This window comes from Pseudomonas akapageensis (assembly GCF_011355085.1).
Taxonomy (GTDB): domain Bacteria; phylum Pseudomonadota; class Gammaproteobacteria; order Pseudomonadales; family Pseudomonadaceae; genus Aquipseudomonas; species Aquipseudomonas akapageensis.
This window is the reverse complement of record NZ_VXCP01000034.1, coordinates 1-21,476: the sequence shown is the minus strand read 5'-3', so window position 1 is coordinate 21,476 and position 21,476 is coordinate 1. Positions and strand designations below refer to the sequence as shown.

Genomic DNA, 21,476 nt, shown 5'->3' with positions numbered 1-21,476 from the left:
TTCACTCCTTGCTGCGCGTTAGTCGGTTCTAGAGACCAATGGTTTGTACTTTGGACAGGGCAACACTACCCAGGCCGGCCAGATTGAGCATCATCTCGCCACCGGTCTGGCTCAAGGTCACGCTGTTGACCGTTGCCGGCAGGTAGGTAACCAGCGAGGTTGCCTTGTTATCGATGGTCGTGGTCGCGGCGAAGGTGTAGGTTCCCGGGTCCACCTTGGCGCCCGCATCGTTGGTGCCGTCCCAGACAAAACTTGCGTTGCCGGCGCTCTGACTACCCAACTCAATGGTCTTGATCAGCTTGCCGTCCTTGTCGGAGATCTTCACGGTGGCAGCGGAGACCGACTCCGGTATCACTGCGGTACCGGTAAAGCTCTTGGTGGTATCGACTGCAGCCTTGTCGGTCTGCGCAATCACCGAACGACCGACCAGCGACGATGCCTGCAAGGCTTGCGAGGACTTGAACGTGCCCGCGATCGCGGTCACCGAATCGTTGAGGGTGGTAATGCCTTCCAGGCTGCTGAACTGCGCCAATTGCGCGACGAACTCGCTGTTATCCTGAGGATCGAGCGGGTTCTGGTTCTTCATCTGGGTAACCAGCAACTGCAGGAACGCGTCCTTGCCCAGCGCCTTTTTGTCGGTACCGGTAACGCTACCGGTCAGCGAAGAGACTGCACTGTTGCCAGTAGTGTTCTTGACACCCGAATTCGCCAAAACCTGATTAAGATCTACGCCACCAGTGGTATCGATTGCCATTGCAAATCCCCCTTATCACTGACCCAGGGTCAGGACCTTCTGCATCATGGATTTGGCGGTATTCATCAATTCCGCATTGGTCTGGAAGGAACGGCTGGCCGAGATCATGTCGGCCATTTCCTCAACCACGTTGACGTTGGGGTAATAGACATAGCCGTCCTTGTTGGCCGCGGGATGATTGGGCTCGTAACGAGCCTCCAGATTGCTCTGGTCCTCGACCACGCCCAGTACTTGCACGCCCTGCCCTGCCGCGTCCTGATCCTCGAACAACGAAGCGCTGCCACCGGCTTGCGCCTGTTGAAAGGTGGTGGCGAACACCGGGTGACGGGCCCGGTAGGTCTGATCGATGCTCGACGAGACCGTCTCGGCGTTGGCGATGTTACTGGCGACGGTGTTCAGGCGAGTGGTCTGGGCACTCATGCCGCTACCGGCAATGTTGAAAACACTGGCAAGAGACATGGATTACTCTCCGCGCAGGGCCGATACCAGCCCTTTGAATTTGCTGTTGAGCAGCGTGAAGCTGGCCTGAAAGCCCACTGCGTTTTCGGCGTAGTTCGACTGCTCCAACTGGGCATCGACGGTGTTCTGATCGATCGACGGCTGCATTGGCGTGCGGTACTGCAGCGATGCATCGGCCATGTTCAGGCCTTGGGCGTCGATGTGACGCGAATTGGTCTTCTCCAGCGAGAACGTGCCGTTTTTGCTCTTGTCGTTCTGCGCCGCCAGCACCGAGGCGAAATCCAGATCGCGGGCCTTGTAGTTCGGGGTGTCGGCGTTGGCAATGTTATTGGCCAGCACTTCGGCGCGCTGGGCGCGGAAGCCCAATGCCTGTTCGTGGATGCCGAGCGCTTTGTCGAAACTGATGCTCATGTCGGGAAACCTTTGGGGGCTGACCTGATGGTTCGTTGGCAAGAGCTATAGCAAGCGTCATGCCAATCGATAGAACCCGCTGAAACCGCGGGGTGCAGCGAAACCGGCGAGCGGCAATGCCAGAAAAGCGGCAAGGGGTTTCCGCTACGCGGCGGCAATGCGGCAAGTGTGGTGTCACTTGTTGCCGGTTTTACGGCGCCAAAAAAAGGAGGCCGCTGGCCTCCTCAGATTGTTGTCTATCCACTATTGCGACCGCTTCGCGCTCGAGCGCGAAGCGGTCGCAAAATTTACTTGGCCTGGTAGATGATCCCCGGATTGCACTGGACCATCTGGTAATGATCCGGCAAGCCGTTGAGCGCCTCCGAAGCGCCGAGAAACAGGTAACCACCCGGCTTGAGCGTGCCATGGATGCGCATCAGGATGTCGCGCTTCACTTGCGCCGAAAAGTAGATCAACACATTACGACAGAACACGATGTCGAACTTGCCCAGGGCCGCGTAGCTGTCGAGCAGATTGAACGAACGGAACTCGACCCGCGAGCGGATCGGCGCCTTTATCGCCCAGCGCCCCGGCCCCTTGGGATCGAAGTAACGTTGCAAGCGCTCCTGGGAGAGCCCCCGGGCAATGGCCAGGCTGTCGTACTCTCCGCTTTTGCAGTTGGTCAGCATCGTGCTCGACAAGTCGGTGGCCACGATCTGGGCACCCTGCTTCAACTGACCGATGTTGCTGCGCTCGAACTCATCGATCGCCATGGAGATCGAGTACGGCTCCTGCCCCGACGAACAGGCTGCCGACCAGATGCGCAGGCGCTGACCGGGATTGGCCTTGATCTGCTCGGGCAAGACTTTGCCCTTGAGCACTTCAAAGGGGTAGGTATCGCGAAACCAGAGGGTTTCGTTGGTGGTCATGGCATCGACCACCAATTCACGCAAGCCACTGCGCGGCTGAGTCTGCATCCGCTGCACCAGATCGCCCAACGACTTGATGCCCTGCTGCTCCATCAGTTTGTTGAGACGGCTAGATACCAGGTACTGCTTATTCTCGCCCAGCAAGATGCCACAGGCTTTTTCCAGGAAGACCCGGAACTGTTCGAAATCCAAATTACCCGTAGACAATGATGCCGCCTCTTAAATCGTCAGTACCGCCAGGGGCCGCGCCCCTGGCCGTTATTGCGTTGCCTTGATCCGGTCAACCACCCGGGATGCCAGATCGTCCGGTTTGAACTTGGCCAGAAAATCATCCGCGCCAACCTTCTTGACCATCGCGTGGTTGAATACACCCGACAACGAAGTATGCAGGGTGATGTGCAGGTTTTGCATGCGCGGGTCGTTGCGGATTTCGGCCGTGAGGGTATACCCGTCCATTTCCGGCATCTCGATGTCGGAAATCATCATCAGAAACTCTTCCTCCGGCCGCTTGCCTTCGTCGGCCAGCTTGCGCAGGTAATCCAGGGCCTGACGCCCATCGTTCAAGGCCACGACCTCGACACCGACCGACTGCAGGCATCGGCTTACCTGCTTGCGCGCTACCGACGAGTCATCCACCGTCAACACCCGCAAGGAAACTGCCTTGTGCTGAATGTCGGCGTCGACCACGCCTGCCGAAATGGATTCGGAGGTGGGCGACACCTCGGCAAGAATTTTCTCCACGTCGATGATTTCGACCAACTGGTTATCGATCCGCGTCACTGCCGTCAGGTAATGATCACGCCCCGTACCCTTGGGTGGCGGATGGATTTCTTCCCAGTTCATGTTGACGATGCGTTCGACCGAATGCACCAGAAACCCCTGAACCTTGGTGTTGTACTCCGTGATGATCACAAAGGTGTTAGTGATGTCGGCAATACCGGGCAAGCCGGTTGCCATCGCCAGATCAAGGATCGGGATGGTCGCCCCACGAATATTCGCAACACCACGCACGACCGGGCTGGACTTGGGTAACAGGGTCAGCCTGGGGCATTGCAGCACCTCGCGGACCTTGAACACATTGATGCCGTACAACTGCTGCCCGCTGAGCCGGAACAACAACAGTTCAAGGCGATTCTGCCCCACCAGTTGCGTGCGCTGGTTCACCGAATCCATTACACCAGCCATGCCAGACTCCTCAATCAAAGCTGCGAACCTCTGCCAACTCTATCAATCGGCACGGGCCTTGCTTTTTTAATGTTATGAACGCCAAAACGACATTTTTCCGACGTCTGACACGCAGCTTGATCTGCGCCCTGATCCCGATATGCCTGTTGCTTTGCGGCAATCGGGTGCTGGCGGACGCTGTTACCTTGCCCGAAGAGTTTATCGGTGTCACCCAGGGGTTTCTTGAGTTCACTGTCGAAGATTATTTGGCGACCACTCAAACCGAAGGACGCTACGAGATCAAGGTCAACCAGCTCGACCCTCGCCTGCGCATGCCGCAATGCGACAAGGATTTGACAGCCACCCTGGAAAGCCCGGCGCAGCCACTGGGTCGGGTGACGGTGCGAGTGCGCTGCGACGGCACTTCTCCCTGGACGGTATTCGTGCCGGCGCAGGTACACCTTTTTCGCAACGTGGTCACCACCACCCGCCCGCTCAAGCGCGAAAGCGTTCTTGGCGAGCAGGACATCGCCCTGCGCGAACGGGATGTCGGACTGCTCAATCAGGGTTACTTGACCTCCATGGACCAGGCGCTCGGGCAGAAGCTGGTTCGCGCGACGGTGATCGATCAAGTCCTGACCCCGGCCCATATGGAGCAGGCTGAGGTGATCAGCAAAGGCGACCACGTCATCATTACCGCCCGCAGCGGCACCCTGAGCGTACGCATGCCCGGCGAAGCCCTGTCCAAGGGGTCGATCAGCGAGCAGATCCGCGTACGCAACCTCAACTCGCAACGCGTGGTCAAGGCGCGAGTGACAGGCCCCGGGCAAGTGGAAGTCGCCATGTAAGTCATCTATTGCTGGCGGCACGCAGACAGTTTTCCTAAACTGTGCCTCATTGAGGTCCATGGCCCCGGTGCGCCTTATTTGTGCCTAAAGTTTTTTTGGGTTTGGCCGAGAACAAGGTAAGCGTCCAAATTCCCAGAGGTTTTTCCATCATGGTTATCGACATCGGTCGTATAAACAATTCCCCAACGGTGACGGGTACTTCCCGTACCGGCAGCACCCAGGAAAACACCGCCAGCCAGACTACAGCAGCGCCCAAGGCTGCCGACAGCGGAGAATCCGTGCAACTGAGCCCGGTGGCACAACAGATGCAGCAAGTTACTGACAAGTTGCGCGACCAGCCGGTTGTCGACAAGAACCGGGTCGCTGAACTGAAGGCAGCAATCGCCGACGGCAGCTACAAGGTCGACAGCAATCGCGTCGCCAGCAAACTGCTCAACTTCGAAGCCCAGCGCTAGGCCTTCGCCTGCGCGAACTTCTGGACGCCAGGAAACCAGAACCCGCCATGCACGACACCAAACTGTTGCAATTGATCGAAGAAGACATTCTCCCTGCACAACAATTGCTCGAGTTGCTGCAGGCCGAATCCATTGCCTTGCATGGTCGTGACATGCCGCTGCTGGAAGATATCCTTGCCCGCAAGCAATCGCTGATCGTATTGCTCGATCAACACGGCCGCTTGCGCAGCGAATTGCTTGCCAGCCTGAATCTGCCCCCTGATCGCAGCGGCGCGCAGGCGCTGGCCAGCCAGTCGCACCTGGGCAACCAGATACTCGCCCAACTGGATGTCCTGGCCCAGCTGATGAACGACTGTCAGGCCGTCAATGAAAACAATGGCCGGTCTATCCAGCTGCAGCAGATGACCACGTCCAACCAGATGCGAATTCTGATGGGCGGGGAATCCCCTTCGCTTTACGACAATCGAGGCTCGACCTCACCGCTTTCCAAGCCGCGGACGCTCAGTCAAGCTTGATTTTTATGTATGCGGCAGGGAGCATGATGTCAAAATACCACTCTTGCGAGATGTCGTTTCAGCCCGGAGATTGATGAACTGTGTCCAATGCCCTAAGCGCGGAAGAAGCTCCGCAGCCTCCTAAAGTGCTCAGCACGCCGATGGAGATCGCCGCAAACCTGCGGATGCTGCACGACAGCCGCGACCCTCTGATCATCACCTTTCACGAACGCAACCAACGCTTCCAGACCTTTCTGGTCGGCGTTGACCGCGATGCCCAGACGCTTGCACTGGACGAAATGGTCCCGCGCGATGGCGAACGTTATCTGGAAAAAGGTGAGCCGTTCCGCATTGAAGGCTTTCATGAGGGCGTGCGAATTTCCTGGGAATCAACTCAGGCGCTGGCGATTCATGATTCCGACAGCGGGCGTTGCTACCGCGGCAGTTTTCCCGAAGCCGTGGTGTACCACCAACGCCGCAATGCGTTTCGCGCCGCGCTCAAATTGACACAACTGGTCAATGTGGAACTCGACGGCAACAAGCTCAAAGGCAAGGGTGCGTTGAGCGGCAAGTTGCTCGACATTTCCGCAACGGGCTGCAAGCTGCGTTTCACTGGCGATGTCAGAGACCGCCTGCAATTGGGTCAGGTCTATGAACGTTTCGCGGCCGCACTGCCTTTCGGCAAAATGACGGCGCCGGTGGAATTGCGCTACCTGCACTTCGAAGAAAGCGTCGACACCACCTTTGCCGGCGTGCGCTTCCACAACATGAGCGGCCTGGTGCAGCGTCAGGTCGAACGCTTCGTCTATCAACTGCAGCGCGAAGCGCGGCGCTTCGACAAAGACGACGACTACTGAGTTTCAACCCCTCGCCCGCTACGGGCGAGGGGGTTGCCTCACTCCCCTTCGCGCTTGAATTTGCGCGCACCCTGTTCCAGATCGACACTGGGCCCCACATGGGGTGCCGGCGCTGAAGCCTGCGCGTCGGCGTGGGGCGCTGCCTGTTCTTGCGGCTCGGGGCTGGATTCGGTTTTGGCCGGCTCGCCCGCAGGTGCGCTTTCAGGGGCGACATTGTTATGCATCTGCTCCTGCACCATTTGCTCGTCCACCCGCGGATCAAGCGCCGCAGCCAAGGGCGAGCTGGCGGCCGGCATGGCAACGTGGCCCAATGGCGCGTCATCGACCTGGTGCAGATTGGTCACGGCTTTTGGCCGGATACGCCATACCAGCACCAGCGCAAAAAAACTGAAAAACGCATACAGCATCTGGCTGCCGAACAGCTTCATCAACACACCGGCCACCAGGGGCCCGATGCTGGCGCCCACGCCGTAGGTCACCAATAACATGGCCGTCAACGAGACCCGGCGTTCGCTTTCAACGTGGTCGTTGGAGAAGGCCACCGCCAGCGGGTACAGGCAGAATTGCAGCAAGGATACGATAAAGCCGACGGCAAACAGGGCCTCCAGCGGCACGCTCGGCAATATGGCCAACGGCAGCGCCGCCAGTGCCATGCAGATGGCTGCCGTGCGGATCAGTACGGCCCGATCATAGCGGTCGGACAACCACCCCAGCGGCCATTGCACCAACAGCCCGGCGAGGATGCAGCAGCCCATGAACAGGCCGACCTGCTCGGTACTCAAGCCCTGTTGCGATGCGTACAGCGGCGCCAGGCCATAGAAAGAACCCACGATCAGCCCGGCCCCCAGCACGGTACTCAACGACTGCGGCACGCGCTTGATGAAGAAGCGCGGTTCCATCGGCGCCGGGTGCAGCGGTGCCGGGTGAATCCGCCGGGTCAGGGCCACCGGTACCAGGCACAAGGTAAAGCACATCGCGACCAGCATCAGCAGCTCAAGCCCCAGCTGTGGATGCATGACCAGGATCAACTGCCCCAGCACCAGCCCCAGGTACGAGGCGATCATGTAGCCACTGAATACCGCGCCGCGCTGCTTGGCCTCTGCCTGCTCATTGAGCCAGCTCTCGATGACCATGTACTGGCACATCATCCCAAGGCCCACGATCACCCGCAGGAACAGCCAGGCCGGCAAGAAGTTGATCAACCCATGCCCCAGCACTGCCGCACCGACAATGCCGGCGCAGGTTACGTAGGCGCGGATATGCCCCACCCGGGCAATCAGGCGGTGACCGATCTTGCCACCCAGGGCCAGGCCGAAATAGTTGGCCGCCATCAAGGCGCCGACCCACAGGCCGTCGGTATGGTCGGCAGCCAGCCGCAAGGCCAGGTAGGTACTCAACAAGCCCGAACCGATCAACATCATCAGCGTGGCGAAGTAAAGCGCACGAAAAGACTTCCAGATCTGTCGCATCGGCGTTCCGTGCGCTCCTTGAGGTGAGGTGAAAACTGCTAACAAGAATAAGTGAAAATGTGGCGAGCGCCGGTTGAGGGGCAAAATAAACCGCCCCTGCGAGTATCACGCTTGCGCTGCCAGTACGCGACGTTCCCAGGGGCTGATCTCATCGTAATAGCTGCCCAGCTCCAGGGTTTTGGTGGCGATGTAACCTTCGATGAATTCCTCGCCCAAAAGTGCCCTGGCCAACTCGCTATGTTTCAGACGGTCCAGTGCCGCGTGCAAGGTACATGGCAACGACAAATGCTCCGGCACTTCGAATTCGCCCTGGATCGCCGGCGTTGGCTGCAATCCATTCTCGATGCCGTGCAGCCCTGCAGCCAGGCTTGCGGCAATGGCCAGATAAGGGTTGGCATCAGCGCCTGGCAGGCGATTCTCGACCCGCCGCGCAGACGCGGCACTGGCCGGGATTCGCAGGCCTGCTGCGCGGTTATCTTCGCTCCAGCACGCGTTGTTGGGCGAGGCATAGGGATGGCTTAGCCGCTGATAGGAATTGACGTTGGGCGCGAACAAGGCAGTGAAATCGGCCATCGCCTTTTGCTGTCCGGCAATGAATTGATAGAAGGTGGCCGTCGGTTGTCCGGCCTTGTCGCTGAACACGTTACGCCCACTGTCCAATTCGACCACGCTCTGGTGAATATGCATCGAGCTGCCCGGCGTTCTTGCCAGTGGCTTGGCCATGCAGACCACCATCAGGCCATGCTTGAGCGCAACCTCCTTGAGCAAGTGCTTGAACAGGAATGTCTGGTCGGCCATCAGCAAGGGATCGCCGTGCAGCAGGTTGATCTCGAACTGGCTGACACCCATTTCGTGCATGAAGGTATCGCGCGGCAGGCCCAGTGCCGCCATGCACTGATACACCTCGGCGAAGAACGGCCGCAAGCCGTTGTTGGAACTGATGCTGAATGCCGACTGGCCGTCTTCACGACGGCCGTCCAGGCCCAGCGGTGGCTGGAAGGCCTGGCTCGGGTCGGGATTGGGGGCGAAGACGAAGAACTCCAGTTCAGTCGCCACCACAGGCGCCAGGCCCTGTTCGGCATAGCGGGCGATCACGGCCTTGAGCAGGCCCCGGGTCGACAGGCCCGATGCCTTGCCACTCAATTCACTGGCATCGCAGATAGCCAGGGCGCGCGGTCGCTCGCTCCAGGGCAGGCGGTGGATGTGATTGGGGTCGGGTATCAGCGCCAGGTCACCATCATCGCTGCCGTAGAAACGGGCCGGTGGGTAACCCCCCATGATGCATTGCAGCAGCACTCCGCGTGCCATTTGCAAGCGCCGCCCTTCGAGAAAGCCCTCGAGGGTCATCACCTTGCCACGGGGCACGCCATTGAGGTCGGGCGTAACGCACTCGACCTCCTCGATACCCTGTAGTCGCTCGGCAAGTGAGCATTGGCTGGGGGTGGTCATGATTCAATCCTTGAAGTGTCCGGGTAAACCGCAAATGGCGATATGTACAACATATGCACCGGGCGTTCGGAATATCAAGCACCCCCGGAAAATTCTGTTGTCCATTCGATCCTCATCGCTGGCAAGCCAGCTCCCACAGAGGTCAGTGTTGTGCGATCCCTGTGGGAGCTGGCTTGCCAGCGATGGGGACCTCAAGGTCAACCGGGAAGCGTCAGCCCATTGGCCGGCAACGGCAACGCCGTCTTGTAGCGCACCTGCTTGAGGGCAAAGCTCGAGCGGATGTTGGCCACCCCCGGCAAGCGAGTCAGGTAATCGAGAAAGCGCTCCAGGGCCTGGATGCTCGGCAGCAGCACGCGCAACAGGTAGTCCGGATCGCCGGTCATCAAGTAGCACTCCATGACTTCGGGGCGTACGGCGATCTCTTCCTCGAAACGGTGCAGGGACTGTTCGACCTGTTTTTCCAGGCTGACATGGATGAAGACATTCACGTCCAGGCCGAGGACTTCCGGCGCCAGCAAGGTCACCTGCTGGCGGATCACACCCAGCTCCTCCATGGCCTTGACCCGGTTGAAACAGGGCGTGGGTGACAGGTTCACCGAGCGGGCGAGTTCGGCATTGGTGATGCGGGCATTTTCCTGAAGGCTGTTGAGAATGCCGATGTCAGTACGGTCCAGTTTGCGCATGAGACAAATTCACCTGTTTCTTGATCTTATAAAGAATATTTATCCCCAAATCAGCGCAAACGCAACGAACTTGAGAGAAATATTCTCCAGACCCAGGAATATGATTAAGCCACGTCAATTATTGATGACCAGTGAGTCAGCAGGGTTTCCAACCCTGGGCCAGACTGAACATCAAAGGTTGTACAGCTCCGACGCCCTACAAAAACACAAGACTGAGCGAGCGTAGAGAAAGCATGAACCCCTATGAACCCCTGCGTCTGCATGTTCCCGAACCCTCCGGCCGTCCTGGCTGCAAGACCGACTTTTCCTATCTGCACCTGAGCGATGCCGGCCAGGTCCGCAAGCCCCCTGTCGATGTCGACCCCGCCGATACGGCCGATCTGGCCCATGGCCTTATTCGTGTGCTCGACGAGCACGGCCAGGCGCTTGGCCCGTGGGCCGAAGGCATTGCGCCGGACATTTTGCGCAAGGGCATGCGCGCCATGCTCAAGACGCGCATCTACGACAACCGCATGGTCGTCGCCCAGCGCCAGAAGAAGATGTCGTTCTACATGCAGTGCCTGGGCGAGGAAGCCATCGGCAGCGCCCAGGCGCTGGCGTTGAACGTGACCGACATGTGCTTCCCGACCTACCGCCAGCAGAGCATCCTGATGGCACGCAACGTACCGTTGGTCGACCTGATCTGCCAGCTGCTCTCCAACGAGCGCGACCCACTCAAGGGCCGCCAGCTGCCGATCATGTACTCGGTGCGCGACTCCGGTTTCTTCACCATTTCCGGCAACCTCGCCACCCAGTTCGTCCAGGCCGTCGGTTGGGCCATGGCCTCGGCGATCAAGGGTGATACCAAGATCGCCTCGGCCTGGATCGGCGATGGCGCCACCGCCGAATCGGACTTCCACACCGCCCTGACCTTTGCCCACGTCTACCGCGCCCCGGTGATCCTCAACGTGGTCAACAACCAGTGGGCGATTTCCACCTTCCAGGCCATCGCCGGCGGTGAGTCCACGACCTTTGCCGGTCGCGGCGTGGGCTGCGGGATTGCCTCGCTGCGGGTCGACGGCAACGATTTCATGGCGGTCTACAGTGCCTCGGCCTGGGCCGCGGAACGTGCCCGACGCGGCCTCGGACCGACCTTGATCGAGTGGGTGACCTACCGCGCCGGCCCGCACTCGACCTCCGACGATCCGTCCAAATACCGGCCCGCCGACGACTGGAGTCATTTCCCGCTGGGCGATCCGATCGCGCGCCTCAAGCAGCACCTGATCGCCATCGGCCACTGGTCCGAGCAAGAGCACCAGGCCATCAGTGCCGAGCTTGAAGCCGAGATCATCTCCGCACAGAAAGAAGCCGAACAGTACGGCACCCTCGCCGGCGGCCAGATGCCGAGCGCCGCGACGATGTTCGAAGACGTCTACAAGGAAATGCCAGAGCACTTGCGTCGGCAGCGCCAGGAGCTGGGGATCTGACATGAACGATCACAACATCAACATTCAGGTAGAAAACGCCATGACTACCACCACCATGACCATGATCCAGGCCCTGCGCTCGGCCATGGATATCATGCTGGAGCGTGACGACAACGTCGTGATCTACGGTCAGGACGTCGGCTACTTCGGTGGCGTGTTCCGCTGCACCGAAGGCCTGCAGGCCAAATACGGCACTTCCCGGGTCTTCGACGCACCGATCTCCGAAAGCGGCATCGTCGGCACGGCCGTGGGCATGGGTGCCTACGGCCTGCGCCCGGTGGTCGAGATCCAGTTCGCCGACTACTTCTACCCGGCGTCCGACCAGATCGTCTCGGAAGCGGCGCGCTTGCGTTATCGCTCGGCCGGTGAGTTCATCGCCCCGATGACCATGCGCATGCCTTGCGGTGGTGGTATCTACGGCGGCCAGACCCACAGCCAGAGCCCGGAAGCCATGTTCACCCAGGTCTGTGGGCTGCGTACGGTGATGCCGTCCAACCCCTACGACGCCAAGGGCCTGCTGATCGCCTCGATCGAGAACGACGATCCGGTGATCTTCCTGGAACCCAAGCGCCTGTATAACGGCCCGTTCGATGGCCACCACGACCGCCCGGTCACACCCTGGTCGAAACACCCGGCCAGTGCCGTACCCGACGGCTATTACACGGTGCCGCTGGACAGCGCGGCGATCACCCGCCCAGGCAAAGCCGTGACCGTTCTCACCTACGGCACCACGGTCTATGTGTCCCAGGCCGCCGCCGAGGAAACCGGCATCGACGCCGAGGTCATCGACCTGCGCAGCCTCTGGCCGCTGGACCTGGAAACCATCGTCAACTCCGTGAAGAAAACCCGGCGTTGCGTGGTCGTGCACGAGGCCACCCGCACCTGCGGTTTCGGCGCCGAGTTGGTGGCGCTGGTGCAGGAGCATTGCTTCCACTACCTCGAAGCCCCGATCGAACGGGTCACCGGCTGGGATACTCCGTATCCCCATGCCCAGGAATGGGCGTATTTCCCTGGCCCCTCACGCGTGGGTGCGGCTTTGCAACGGGTCATGGAGGTCTGAATGGGCACGCACGTCATCAAGATGCCGGACATTGGCGAAGGCATCGCAGAAGTTGAACTGTCGCAGTGGCACGTCAAGGTCGGCGACATGGTGGTCGAAGACCAGATTCTGGCCGATGTCATGACAGACAAGGCAATGGTCGATATCCCGTCGCCGGTCCACGGCAAGGTCATTGCCCTGGGTGGGCAACCGGGTGAAGTCATGGCGGTGGGCAGCGTGTTGATCAGCATCGAAGTCGAAGGTGCCGGCAACTATCAGGCTCCGGCTGCAGCCACGCCGGCAACGGCACCGGCGGCTCCTGAATCACCGCCCGTAGCCGAGCATAAACCTACAGTCCAGGCTGAGCCTCGGCCACAGTCGCCGGCCGCCAGTGCACCCGCCACACCGCGTGCGGCGCCGGTACCGCGCCAGGCCGACGAACGCCCGCTGGCCTCCCCTGCCGTGCGCAAACGCGCCTGGGACGCCGGTATCGAGCTGCGCTATGTGCACGGCAGCGGCCCGGCCGGGCGCATCCTGCATGAAGACCTCGACGCTTTCCTGAACGCGCCGCAGGACGCCCTGCAGGCCCCTGTTGCCGCCTATGCCAAGCGTATCGGCGAAGAACAGATTCCCGTCATCGGCCTGCGTCGCAAGATCGCCCAGCGCATGCAGGACACCAAGCGCCGCGTGGCTCACTTCAGCTATGTGGAAGAGATCGACGTCACCGCGCTGGAAGAGCTGCGCGTGCACCTCAACGAGAAGTGGGGGCAAAGCCGCGGCCGTCTGACCCTGCTGCCGTTCCTGGTGCGGGCCATGGTCGTCGCCCTGCGCGACTTCCCGCAGATCAACGCCCGCTACGACGACGAAGCACAGGTCATCACGCGCCTGGGCGCCGTGCATGTGGGCATCGCCACACAAAGTGACGACGGTCTCAAAGTGCCGGTGCTGCGCCATGCCGAAGCCGGCAGCCTGTGGAGCAACGCCAGCGAGATCGCTCGCCTGGCCACGGCCGCACGCACCAACAAGGCCACCCGCGATGAACTGATGGGCTCGACCATCACCCTGACCAGCCTCGGTGCGTTGGGCGGCATCGCCAGCACGCCGGTGATCAATGCACCGGAAGTGGCGATCGTCGGCGTCAACCGCATCGTCGAACGGCCCATGGTCATCAAGGGCCAGATCGTCATCCGCAAGATGATGAACCTTTCCAGTTCCTTCGACCATCGGGTGGTCGACGGCATGGACGCTGCACAATTCATCCAGGCCATTCGCGGCCTGCTCGAACAACCCGCCAGCTTGTTTGTGGAGTGAGCATGCAGACTTTGAACACCACCTTGCTGATCATCGGTGGCGGCCCCGGCGGTTATGTCGCGGCCATTCGTGCCGGCCAGCTGGGCATCCCCACTATCCTGGTCGAAGGCCAGGCCCTGGGCGGCACTTGCCTTAACATCGGCTGCATTCCGTCGAAGGCGCTGATCCACGTTGCCGAGCAGTTTCATCAGACCCACAAGCACAGCCAGCACTCGAACCTGGGCATCAAGGTCCAGGCGCCGAGCCTGGATATCAGTCAGAGCGTGAGTTGGAAGGATGGCATCGTCGACCGCCTGACCACGGGTGTCGCGACGCTGCTGAAAAAGCACAAGGTCGAAGTGGTTCACGGCTGGGCCAAGGTCATCGACGGCAAGACGGTCGAGGTAGAAAGCGCCGGTGTGCGAATCCAGTGCGAGCACTTGCTGCTGGCTACGGGTTCCGAAAGTATCGAATTGCCGATGCTGCCTATCGGTGGCCCGATCATTTCTTCGACCGAAGCCCTCGCCCCGCGCGCCCTGCCCAAGCACCTGATCGTGGTCGGTGCCGGCTACATCGGCCTGGAGCTGGGTATCGCCTACCGCAAGCTCGGCGTCGAGGTCAGCGTGGTGGAAGCCCGTGAACGGATATTGCCTACCTACGATGCCGAATTGACAGCGCCCGTGGCAGAGTCGCTCAAGACCCTGGGCATGAAGGTCTATCTGCAGCACAGCGTGGAAAGCTACGACCAGGCAACCCAGACCTTGCAAGTCCGCACCGCCGATGGCCATCCGGTACCGATGGCCGCCGATCAGGTGTTGGTCGCTGTCGGTCGGCGGCCGCGCACCCGGGGCTTCAACCTCGAGATCCTGGACTTGAAAATGAACGGCTCGGCCATCGCCACCGATAACCGCTGCCTGACCAGCATGCGCAATGTCTGGGCCATCGGCGACCTCACAGGCGAACCCATGCTCGCGCACCGGGCCATGGCCCAGGGCGAGATGGTTGCCGAACTGATTGCCGGCAAGCGTCGCGAGTTCAGTCCAGCAGCCATCGCCGCCGTGTGCTTTACCGACCCGGAACTGGTGGTGGCAGGCACCACGCCCGAGGCCGCGCAACAAGCCGGGCTCGACTGCATCGTGGCGCAGTTCCCCTTCGCCGCCAACGGCCGCTCGATGACACTGGAATCCAAGAGCGGTTTCGTGCGCGTGGTCGCGCGCCGGGACAATCACCTGATCCTGGGCTGGCAAGCAGTCGGGGTCGGGGTCTCGGAGCTGTCGACGGCCTTTGCGCAATCACTGGAGATGGGCGCGACGCTGGAGGATATCGCTGGAACTATCCACGCTCACCCCACCCTGGGTGAGGCAGTACAGGAAGCCGCACTGCGCGCTTTGGGGCATGCGCTTCACCTCTAGGCTGAGGTTGTCTGCCTGAAAACACGAGGCCCGCCAATTTGGCGGGCCTCGTGTTTTTCATTCCGAAAATTTCCAGCAGGTCAGATGCGGAAGTAACCCACGGACGAATCGAACGGCAGGCGCTTGAGCTCGATCTTGTTCATGTCCAGGACGTCGCGCAAGGCGCTGGTTTCGCCCGGGAAGTTGCGGTAGGCAACCTCGTCGAGCACCACGATCGCACCTTTTGGCATGTACGGCAGGAAGGTTTCCAGGGCGACCTTGGTCGAGGAATACAGGTCGGTGTCGAGGATCAGCATCGCCACGACCAGATCAGGACGGGTCTTCACGAACTCGGGCACGGTCTGCAGGATATCGCCCTTGACGATCTCGCAACGCGGAATGCGATTGACCGGACGCACCAGGTCGTTGGCGTCGATCATGTCCTGGATCAGTGTCTCATCGGTATCCGAGAACATGCTTTCGTTGATGTCGGTCGGGTCTTCATCCTTGTCGATGCTGGCAAAGCCCTCGAAGGTGTCGAAGCCGATGATCGAGCGGTTGATCGCATAAGGCTCCAGAATCATCGACAACTGCATGTACAGCATCAACGAGTTGCCCTTGTACACGCCGCATTCGATGATCGCGCCTGGCACATCCTGAACCATCTTGAACAGTTCGATACGCGAAAGCGCTGCAGTGACTGTAATGCGGTTGGCGAAAACGAAGGGAGCATCCGCGACATACTTGGCGTCAACGCGGCTGAGGACGTTGGCCCGCACTTCGTTGTACTCGACCTCTGCAGTCGTAAGGCGACGTTTGGTCATTGGTTTACTCCCAGGAAATTCGAAAAGTCGTTTGCGTGGAAAAAATCCTTGAAGCCGGCTTCGACATCGGAGCATCCGTTGTCGACATTGGGCGCACCGCGCTTTTGCTTCAAGTCTTCAATGTGCATGATCCGGAAATCCACGCTGAAGCGGGTCCGGTCGGTATGGTTCGGTACGGTGCCGTGCAGGTGCGATCCAGAGAAGATCAGCATTTCGCCGGTGTTGCCGGCGACACGGATTTCACGCGATGTGTCGATGGCCTCAAGCGGAACCGGATGCACTCGAACTTCTTCGGTCAGATTGTCCTTGGCCCGGTGACGCTGCACGTTGATCCAGTCCGCGAGGCTCCAGTCCACCGACGAGTTCTTCACCGGCTGGGTGAAGTAACCCGGATTGATCATCATGGTCTGTTCCGGCTCGATGGTATAAACCGGCATCCAGGTGTTGATCTGGCAATCCACGCTGCCGTACCAGGTATCGCGATGGGGCTTGTAGGCATAGCTGACGCCGGCATGCAGATAATCGTAGTTGGGCACGACACGAATTCTGGGAACGTCGAAAATATAATCCCGAGGGTCGGCGCCGATCTCGATGATGAAGTTGCGGATCAGCTCTTTGGCCCTGGGGCCGTTAGTGAACTGACCTTTCAGGCGCGTCACCAATTCGACGAAGGTCTCGACCGGCATTTTCCGGTGCAACGTCTGGTGCTCGGTCTCACCCTCGAATGCGGCCGTGATGCTTTCCTTGGCCAGGGCACACAGATCCTTCGCAGCACTCAGATCGGTATTCAGGAAAATGTCGCCAGCGTAGATGGCGCTCCTGAAGTTCTCCTTGTTCTGAACCTGATTGATATACAAATTCATTGTTCCGCCTTCACGAACGCATAAAACTGTTAGTCGCCGCCTGCAGGCGTCTTACCGATGTGCGGGATCAACTCAACACTTTGATCCAGTGACCGGGTCATCGGCACAAAGGGGATGAACTTTAGGTGCAAACCGGCCGGTCGGCTAGTCCGAAATCATGTTTTTACCGGCACCCTCGGCGGGCGGTCAGATCATTGCAGCAGCTTGCCGAGAGGCGATCACTCCACTAATCAGAACATGAAGGTCGAGATCACGGGCATGTCTGACAGGCTGCCCACTGCATGAACGCCTCCGCGAGCTGCGAAGGACGCATTGCACTGGATTGGGCGAGCACCACGCGCTGCGGCTTGAGGGCTTCGCGCAACGGTCTACATACGATTGGTGTGCCGTCGTAACTCTGATCACCGGCCGGGCGGGTGCAGGACAATGCCACGCCGTAACCATGCGCAACCAGGCCGCGCTGCATCTCGAAGGTCTGCGTGTATTGCTGCGCCATGGGGTGCAGGTCATAAGACCAGAACAGCGAAAGGAAATACTCGCGGGTCTGCGCGATGTCTTCGAGGATCAGGCATTCGCGCGCCAGGTCAAACAACGAAACGTCCTCCTCTGCCGCCAGTGGGTGACCGGCTGACAGCAGGGCATAGGGCGGCAGCTGGGCGAGCACTTGACGCTCGGCGGCAGGATCGAGCCCCAGTTCATAGGTCAGGGCCAGCTCTGCCTTGCCCGCACTCAAGGTCCGGTGCACACCCGCCAGGTCAGTCTCGAACAGTGTCACCAATACTTCCGGATGCTGCGCGCGAAAGCCCGCCAATAGCCGCGGCGCAAAGTAGGGTCCCAGGTCCTGAAAGCAGACCAGCGTCAATTGGCCACGCAACGTTTGGCCAACGCCCGACTCTTCGATCATCGCTGCAGCCAGATTGAGGATGTCCCGTGCGCGCCCCAACAGGCGCTGGCCTGCCGGCGTCAACTCCAGGCCACGGCTGACCTGACGACGAAACAGTCGCTCGCCCAGCGTGTCTTCGAGTTGCGAGATTGCCAGGGACACCGAGGGCTGCGACACATGCCGCGCCCTTGCTGCAGCGCTGATGCTGCCATGCTCGGCGGCAGCAACGAAGTACTCCAGCTGGCGAAACGAAAAACCTATCATGTTTCCCTATACTCAAGAATAAGAAATATATATTTTTCCTATTATGACTCAAAAGCAATACTCCTCGTACACCGATAACAACAGAGGAGTAGGTCCGATGACGTCCGATGTCGAAGTTTTTCAGCGAGATGGCGCGGTGGTCCTGCGCGGCATCTTCAGTGACTGGGTCGAGCGCCTGCGTGAAGGATTCGAGCAGAACCTCGCCCAGCCAAGCCAATTCGCGATAGAGAACGTGGGCAGCGGTGAACGCGGTCGCTTCTTCGAGGACTACTGCAATTGGCAACGCATTCCGGCGTTTACCGACTTCGTCCTGAACTCACCGGCCGCCGGGATCGCCGGTCGCATCATGCAGTCAGCCCAGGTGCAGGTCTTCCATGATCACATTCTGGTCAAGGAGCCTGGTACTTCCAAACCAACGCCCTGGCACCAGGACCTGCCCTACTACTGCGTCGACGGCCAGCAGACCGCCAGCTATTGGATTCCGCTGGATCCGGTTACCAAACTCAACACGCTGAGCGTCGTGCTTGGCTCACACCGCTGGCCTAAACCTGTACGACCGAAAAGTTGGGCCAGCAACACGGACTTCTATGGCGAAACCAACTCCGTTACCGGCGAAAGTGTCTTCATGGACATGCCGGATGTGGATAACGGCGACTTCAGGATCCTCTCTCCGGAACTGCAGCCCGGCGACGCGGTGGTGTTTGATTTTCGTACCGTACATGGCGCTGCAGGCAACCAGGGTACAGGCCGCAGAAGAGCGTTCTCGACCCGGTTCATCGGCGACGACGTACGCTACATAGCCCGCCCTGGCCGCACCTCCCCTCCCTTCCCTGGCATCAATCTGAAAACCGGCGACCGTATGCGTGAGGACTGGTTTCCGGTGGTCTGGCGCAAAAACGACTGAGACAGGCATGCAGTAGAAACAAGGTTCCGAGATTGCGAGCGTTTGCTCGGCGAATAACAACAAAAATTCCTCGATCGGAGAGACACCCATGCAACGTTCAGTATTCAAGATCAGCGCACTTGTATTGCTCCTCGGCACTGCCGGCCTGGCTCAGGCTTCAAGCAGCTGTCTGGCAGAGGTCAAGGCCTCCGGTGTTTTGCGCTCCGGCAACGGCCTGATGGGTACCAAACCCTTTATCTGGCAGAACGAGGATGGCAGCTATGGCGGTTTCGAAGCCGAGCTGTTCAAGGAGGTCGGCAAACGTATCGGCGTACCCAAAACCGAGTATGTGGTGACCGAGTGGTCCACCTTGATTCCCGGTATGAAATCCAAACGCTGGGACATCATCCTCTCCGCCATGTCTGCCACCCAGGAGCGGGTAAAGAACGCCGGGATACTCTTCAGCGATCCTTATTTCCTCAGCTACAACTACGTCATCGTGAAGTCTGATTCATCGATCAAGTCGATGGCTGACCTCAAGGGCAAGAAGCTCGCCACCGTAATGGGAACCGACGATTCGCTCAATGCGCACCGGCTGGCTGACACCGGCGTAGTGGGTGAAGTCATGGACTTCAACGGCTTCGGCGAACCGTTCCAGGCCCTGCAGAACAATCAGGCCGATGCCGTGCTGCTCGATCAGGGCACCTTGATCGGCCAGCAGGAAACCATGAAGAACCTGCGCGTCGTGGGTGAACCGATCCTCTATCAACCGAAACCGGAATGGGCCGCGGCCGAAGCCAGCGCTCCCTATATCTACGGTACGCAAGCCATTGCAGTGCGTGATGAATGTGGCGATCTACGCCAAGCCATCAATGGCGCACTGGAATCGATGATCGCCGACGGAACGCACCAGGCCATCCTCGAAAAATACGGCGTATGGGACTCGATGCAAACCAGGCTGCTCAAGCACTGATCCGTCGACAAACAGAGGGAGACCTGCCTTGTACGACTTCTTGTTTGTTCTCATCCCCAAGTACTTCCCGTTCCTGCTCAAGGGTGCAGTGGTGACACTGCAACTGTCAGTGCTGAGCATGGCCCTGGGCATCCTCATCGGCCTTGCCGTCGCCCTCGGGCGACTGGCGCGCCGACCTTGGCTGGACTGGCCGCTGCGCTGTTATGTGGAGCTCTGGCGAGGTGTGCCACTGGTCGTACAGCTGCTGGTGATCTATTTCACTCTGCCGCAAATCGGCCTGACCCTCAGTGGGTTCTGGGCCGGCGTGCTGGGCCTGAGCCTGAACCTGGGTGCCTATCTGTCGGAGGTCTTTCGCGCAGCCATCCTTTCATTGGACAAGGGCCAGCGAGAGGCGGGGCTGTCGATCGGCATGTCCCGCAACAAAATCTATCTGCGGGTGATATTGCCCCAGGCACTGAAAATAGCGATTCCGACCGTAGGTGGTTATTTCATTTCGCTGCTCAAGGACTCGTCCCTGGTGTCCTTCATTGCCGTCAATGAACTACTACGCCATGGCAGCATCGTCATCGCCAATACCTTCCTCAGCATGCAGGTCTACCTGATGGTCGCGATCATCTATTTCGTCCTCAGTTTCGTTGCCGCACGCGGGGTGCACTGGATCGAACAACGCCTGACGCCAGCCCATTTGCGAACCGGTACCCGCATCAATGCAAGCCCGATATCTTCCAAGCTGACAGAGGCAAAATCATGAATGCCGAGCCGATCCTGCAGATCAGTGGCCTGCACAAAGCCTATGGCGACTCAAAAATCCTGCGCGGTGTTGACCTGACCGTGCAGCGTGGCGAAGTCATCTTCCTTATCGGCCCCAGTGGGGGTGGCAAGTCGACGTTGCTGCGCTGTATCAACTTCCTTGAAACACCCTGTGCCGGCGAGATCACTTTCACCGGAGAAAGGTTGTGCCATCAGGACAACCAGATTTACCAACAAGTGGACGAATCCAGGCTGCGCATGGCACGCAGCAAAATGCCGATGGTGTTCCAGCAATTCAACTTGTTCAGCAACCGTACAGTGCTGGAAAACGTCATTGAAGGGCCGGTGCATGTGCTGCGCCGTCCCCGACAGGAAGCGATTGCCGAGGCCAGGGTCATACTCGACAAGGTCGGCCTGTCGGCGCGCCTGGACTACTATCCCGACCAGCTCTCTGGCGGACAGCGTCAGCGCGTGGCTATCGCCCGCGCCCTGGCGATGAAACCAGAGCTGATCCTCTTCGATGAGCCCACCTCTGCCCTCGACCCGGAGCTGGTATCGGGGGTGCTCGATACCATCCGTCAACTCGCCCAGGAGGGTATGACGATGATCATCGTCACCCATGAAATGAACTTCGCTCGAAAACTCGCCGACCGTATTTGCTTTGTCGCTGACGGAGGCATTCTTGAGTCGGGTAGTCCAGAGCAACTCCTGGCTACCCCAGCCAGGAACAGCCGCATCGCCAGTTTTATCCAGTCGATGCAACACTGAAGCGTTTGCTCACTGTTCTTACGTCTCGTTCCCACGCTCTGCGTGGGAATGCAGGGTCCGACGCTCCAGCGTCGCGACGCGGAGCGTCAGGAGAGGCATTCCTTTGCTGCGCGTGGGAACGAGGTCCGGGG

General features: G+C 59.7%; 23 protein-coding genes. 12 read left to right on the top strand and 11 right to left on the bottom strand.

Features of this window, described 5'->3' with window-relative positions; genetic code table 11:
• Positions 1-28: 28 nt before the first annotated feature.
• The 5 genes from flgD to F2S13_RS20110 form a co-directional block, all read right to left on the bottom strand.
• Complete coding sequence (gene flgD, locus F2S13_RS20130) at positions 29-754, bottom strand: flagellar hook assembly protein FlgD (RefSeq protein ID WP_166364024.1); 726 nt, start codon at positions 752-754, stop codon at positions 29-31.
• Between the two features lie 15 nt (positions 755-769).
• A complete protein-coding gene (gene flgC / locus F2S13_RS20125; RefSeq protein ID WP_166364022.1) occupies positions 770-1,213 on the bottom strand; it encodes a flagellar basal body rod protein FlgC in 444 nt (147 codons plus the stop codon).
• A gap of 3 nt (positions 1,214-1,216) precedes the next feature.
• Positions 1,217-1,624 (bottom strand): flagellar basal body rod protein FlgB, encoded by a 408-nt coding sequence (gene flgB / locus F2S13_RS20120; protein WP_166364020.1) that lies wholly within the window; start codon positions 1,622-1,624, stop codon positions 1,217-1,219.
• A 287-nt stretch (positions 1,625-1,911) separates the two neighbouring features.
• On the bottom strand, positions 1,912-2,739 hold the full coding sequence (cheR, locus tag F2S13_RS20115) for a protein-glutamate O-methyltransferase CheR (RefSeq protein WP_166364018.1): 828 nt from the start codon (positions 2,737-2,739) through the stop codon (positions 1,912-1,914).
• A 51-nt stretch (positions 2,740-2,790) separates the two neighbouring features.
• Complete coding sequence (locus F2S13_RS20110) at positions 2,791-3,717, bottom strand: chemotaxis protein CheV (RefSeq protein ID WP_166364016.1); 927 nt, start codon at positions 3,715-3,717, stop codon at positions 2,791-2,793.
• 74 nt (positions 3,718-3,791) lie between these two features.
• On the opposite strand from F2S13_RS20110, the gene flgA reads away from it, so the two are divergent.
• The 4 genes from flgA (at position 3,792) to F2S13_RS20090 (ending at position 6,350) form a co-directional block, all read left to right on the top strand.
• Positions 3,792-4,544, top strand: coding sequence for a flagellar basal body P-ring formation chaperone FlgA (gene flgA / locus F2S13_RS20105; RefSeq protein WP_166364014.1), 753 nt, complete (start codon positions 3,792-3,794; stop codon positions 4,542-4,544).
• Positions 4,545-4,693: 149 nt separating this feature from the next.
• Positions 4,694-4,999 (top strand): flagellar biosynthesis anti-sigma factor FlgM, encoded by a 306-nt coding sequence (flgM, locus tag F2S13_RS20100; RefSeq protein ID WP_166364012.1) that lies wholly within the window; start codon positions 4,694-4,696, stop codon positions 4,997-4,999.
• 47 nt (positions 5,000-5,046) lie between these two features.
• Positions 5,047-5,514: a flagella synthesis protein FlgN gene (locus F2S13_RS20095; protein WP_166364010.1), complete on the top strand. Its 468-nt coding sequence runs from the start codon at positions 5,047-5,049 to the stop codon at positions 5,512-5,514.
• Between the two features lie 80 nt (positions 5,515-5,594).
• The gene (locus F2S13_RS20090) at positions 5,595-6,350 is read left to right on the top strand and encodes a flagellar regulator YcgR PilZN domain-containing protein (protein ID WP_166364008.1); all 756 of its coding nucleotides are present in this window, start codon (positions 5,595-5,597) and stop codon (positions 6,348-6,350) included.
• Between the two features lie 38 nt (positions 6,351-6,388).
• Here F2S13_RS20090 and F2S13_RS20085 read toward each other — a convergent pair whose 3' ends face one another.
• The 3 genes from F2S13_RS20085 to bkdR all read right to left on the bottom strand — a co-directional run bounded on the left by F2S13_RS20085 (position 6,389) and on the right by bkdR (position 9,951).
• Complete coding sequence (locus F2S13_RS20085) at positions 6,389-7,819, bottom strand: MFS transporter (protein WP_246237952.1); 1,431 nt, start codon at positions 7,817-7,819, stop codon at positions 6,389-6,391.
• Between the two features lie 105 nt (positions 7,820-7,924).
• Positions 7,925-9,166: a glutamine synthetase family protein gene (locus F2S13_RS20080; protein WP_178119035.1), complete on the bottom strand. Its 1,242-nt coding sequence runs from the start codon at positions 9,164-9,166 to the stop codon at positions 7,925-7,927.
• 299 nt (positions 9,167-9,465) lie between these two features.
• Positions 9,466-9,951, bottom strand: a complete 486-nt coding sequence (gene bkdR, locus F2S13_RS20075) for a Bkd operon transcriptional regulator BkdR (RefSeq protein ID WP_166364004.1) — start codon at positions 9,949-9,951, stop codon at positions 9,466-9,468.
• A 233-nt stretch (positions 9,952-10,184) separates the two neighbouring features.
• On the opposite strand from bkdR, the gene F2S13_RS20070 reads away from it, so the two are divergent.
• Genes F2S13_RS20070 through lpdA form a run of 4 tightly spaced genes read left to right on the top strand, consistent with a single transcriptional unit; the run spans position 10,185 to position 15,158 of the window.
• Positions 10,185-11,417, top strand: coding sequence for a 3-methyl-2-oxobutanoate dehydrogenase (2-methylpropanoyl-transferring) subunit alpha (locus tag F2S13_RS20070; RefSeq protein ID WP_166364002.1), 1,233 nt, complete (start codon positions 10,185-10,187; stop codon positions 11,415-11,417).
• Position 11,418: 1 nt separating this feature from the next.
• Entirely contained in the window at positions 11,419-12,477 is a 1,059-nt protein-coding gene (locus F2S13_RS20065) for an alpha-ketoacid dehydrogenase subunit beta (RefSeq protein ID WP_166364000.1), read from the top strand.
• Positions 12,478-13,767 (top strand): dihydrolipoamide acetyltransferase family protein, encoded by a 1,290-nt coding sequence (locus F2S13_RS20060; RefSeq protein WP_166363998.1) that lies wholly within the window; start codon positions 12,478-12,480, stop codon positions 13,765-13,767.
• Positions 13,768-13,769: 2 nt separating this feature from the next.
• Complete coding sequence (gene lpdA / locus F2S13_RS20055; RefSeq protein WP_166363996.1) at positions 13,770-15,158, top strand: dihydrolipoyl dehydrogenase; 1,389 nt, start codon at positions 13,770-13,772, stop codon at positions 15,156-15,158.
• Between the two features lie 80 nt (positions 15,159-15,238).
• Here the strand turns inward: lpdA and F2S13_RS20050 are convergent, their stop codons facing one another.
• The 3 genes from F2S13_RS20050 to F2S13_RS20040 form a co-directional block, all read right to left on the bottom strand.
• Positions 15,239-15,961: a TylF/MycF/NovP-related O-methyltransferase gene (locus F2S13_RS20050; protein WP_166363994.1), complete on the bottom strand. Its 723-nt coding sequence runs from the start codon at positions 15,959-15,961 to the stop codon at positions 15,239-15,241.
• Positions 15,958-16,824, bottom strand: a complete 867-nt coding sequence (locus F2S13_RS20045) for a phytanoyl-CoA dioxygenase family protein (protein WP_166363992.1) — start codon at positions 16,822-16,824, stop codon at positions 15,958-15,960. The genes F2S13_RS20050 and F2S13_RS20045 overlap by 4 nt, the downstream gene beginning before the upstream one ends.
• 250 nt (positions 16,825-17,074) lie before the next feature.
• On the bottom strand, positions 17,075-17,971 hold the full coding sequence (locus F2S13_RS20040) for a LysR family transcriptional regulator (RefSeq protein WP_166363990.1): 897 nt from the start codon (positions 17,969-17,971) through the stop codon (positions 17,075-17,077).
• A gap of 97 nt (positions 17,972-18,068) precedes the next feature.
• Here F2S13_RS20040 and F2S13_RS20035 point away from each other — a divergent pair, with 97 nt between their 5' ends.
• From F2S13_RS20035 to F2S13_RS20020, 4 genes are all read left to right on the top strand, one after another.
• Complete coding sequence (locus F2S13_RS20035; protein WP_166363988.1) at positions 18,069-18,875, top strand: phytanoyl-CoA dioxygenase family protein; 807 nt, start codon at positions 18,069-18,071, stop codon at positions 18,873-18,875.
• 88 nt (positions 18,876-18,963) lie between these two features.
• Complete coding sequence (locus F2S13_RS20030) at positions 18,964-19,827, top strand: substrate-binding periplasmic protein (RefSeq protein ID WP_166363986.1); 864 nt, start codon at positions 18,964-18,966, stop codon at positions 19,825-19,827.
• Positions 19,828-19,855: 28 nt separating this feature from the next.
• Positions 19,856-20,578: an amino acid ABC transporter permease gene (locus F2S13_RS20025; protein WP_166363984.1), complete on the top strand. Its 723-nt coding sequence runs from the start codon at positions 19,856-19,858 to the stop codon at positions 20,576-20,578.
• An 11-nt stretch (positions 20,579-20,589) separates the two neighbouring features.
• Positions 20,590-21,345, top strand: a complete 756-nt coding sequence (locus tag F2S13_RS20020) for an ATP-binding cassette domain-containing protein (protein WP_178119034.1) — start codon at positions 20,590-20,592, stop codon at positions 21,343-21,345.
• Positions 21,346-21,476 lie beyond the last annotated feature (131 nt).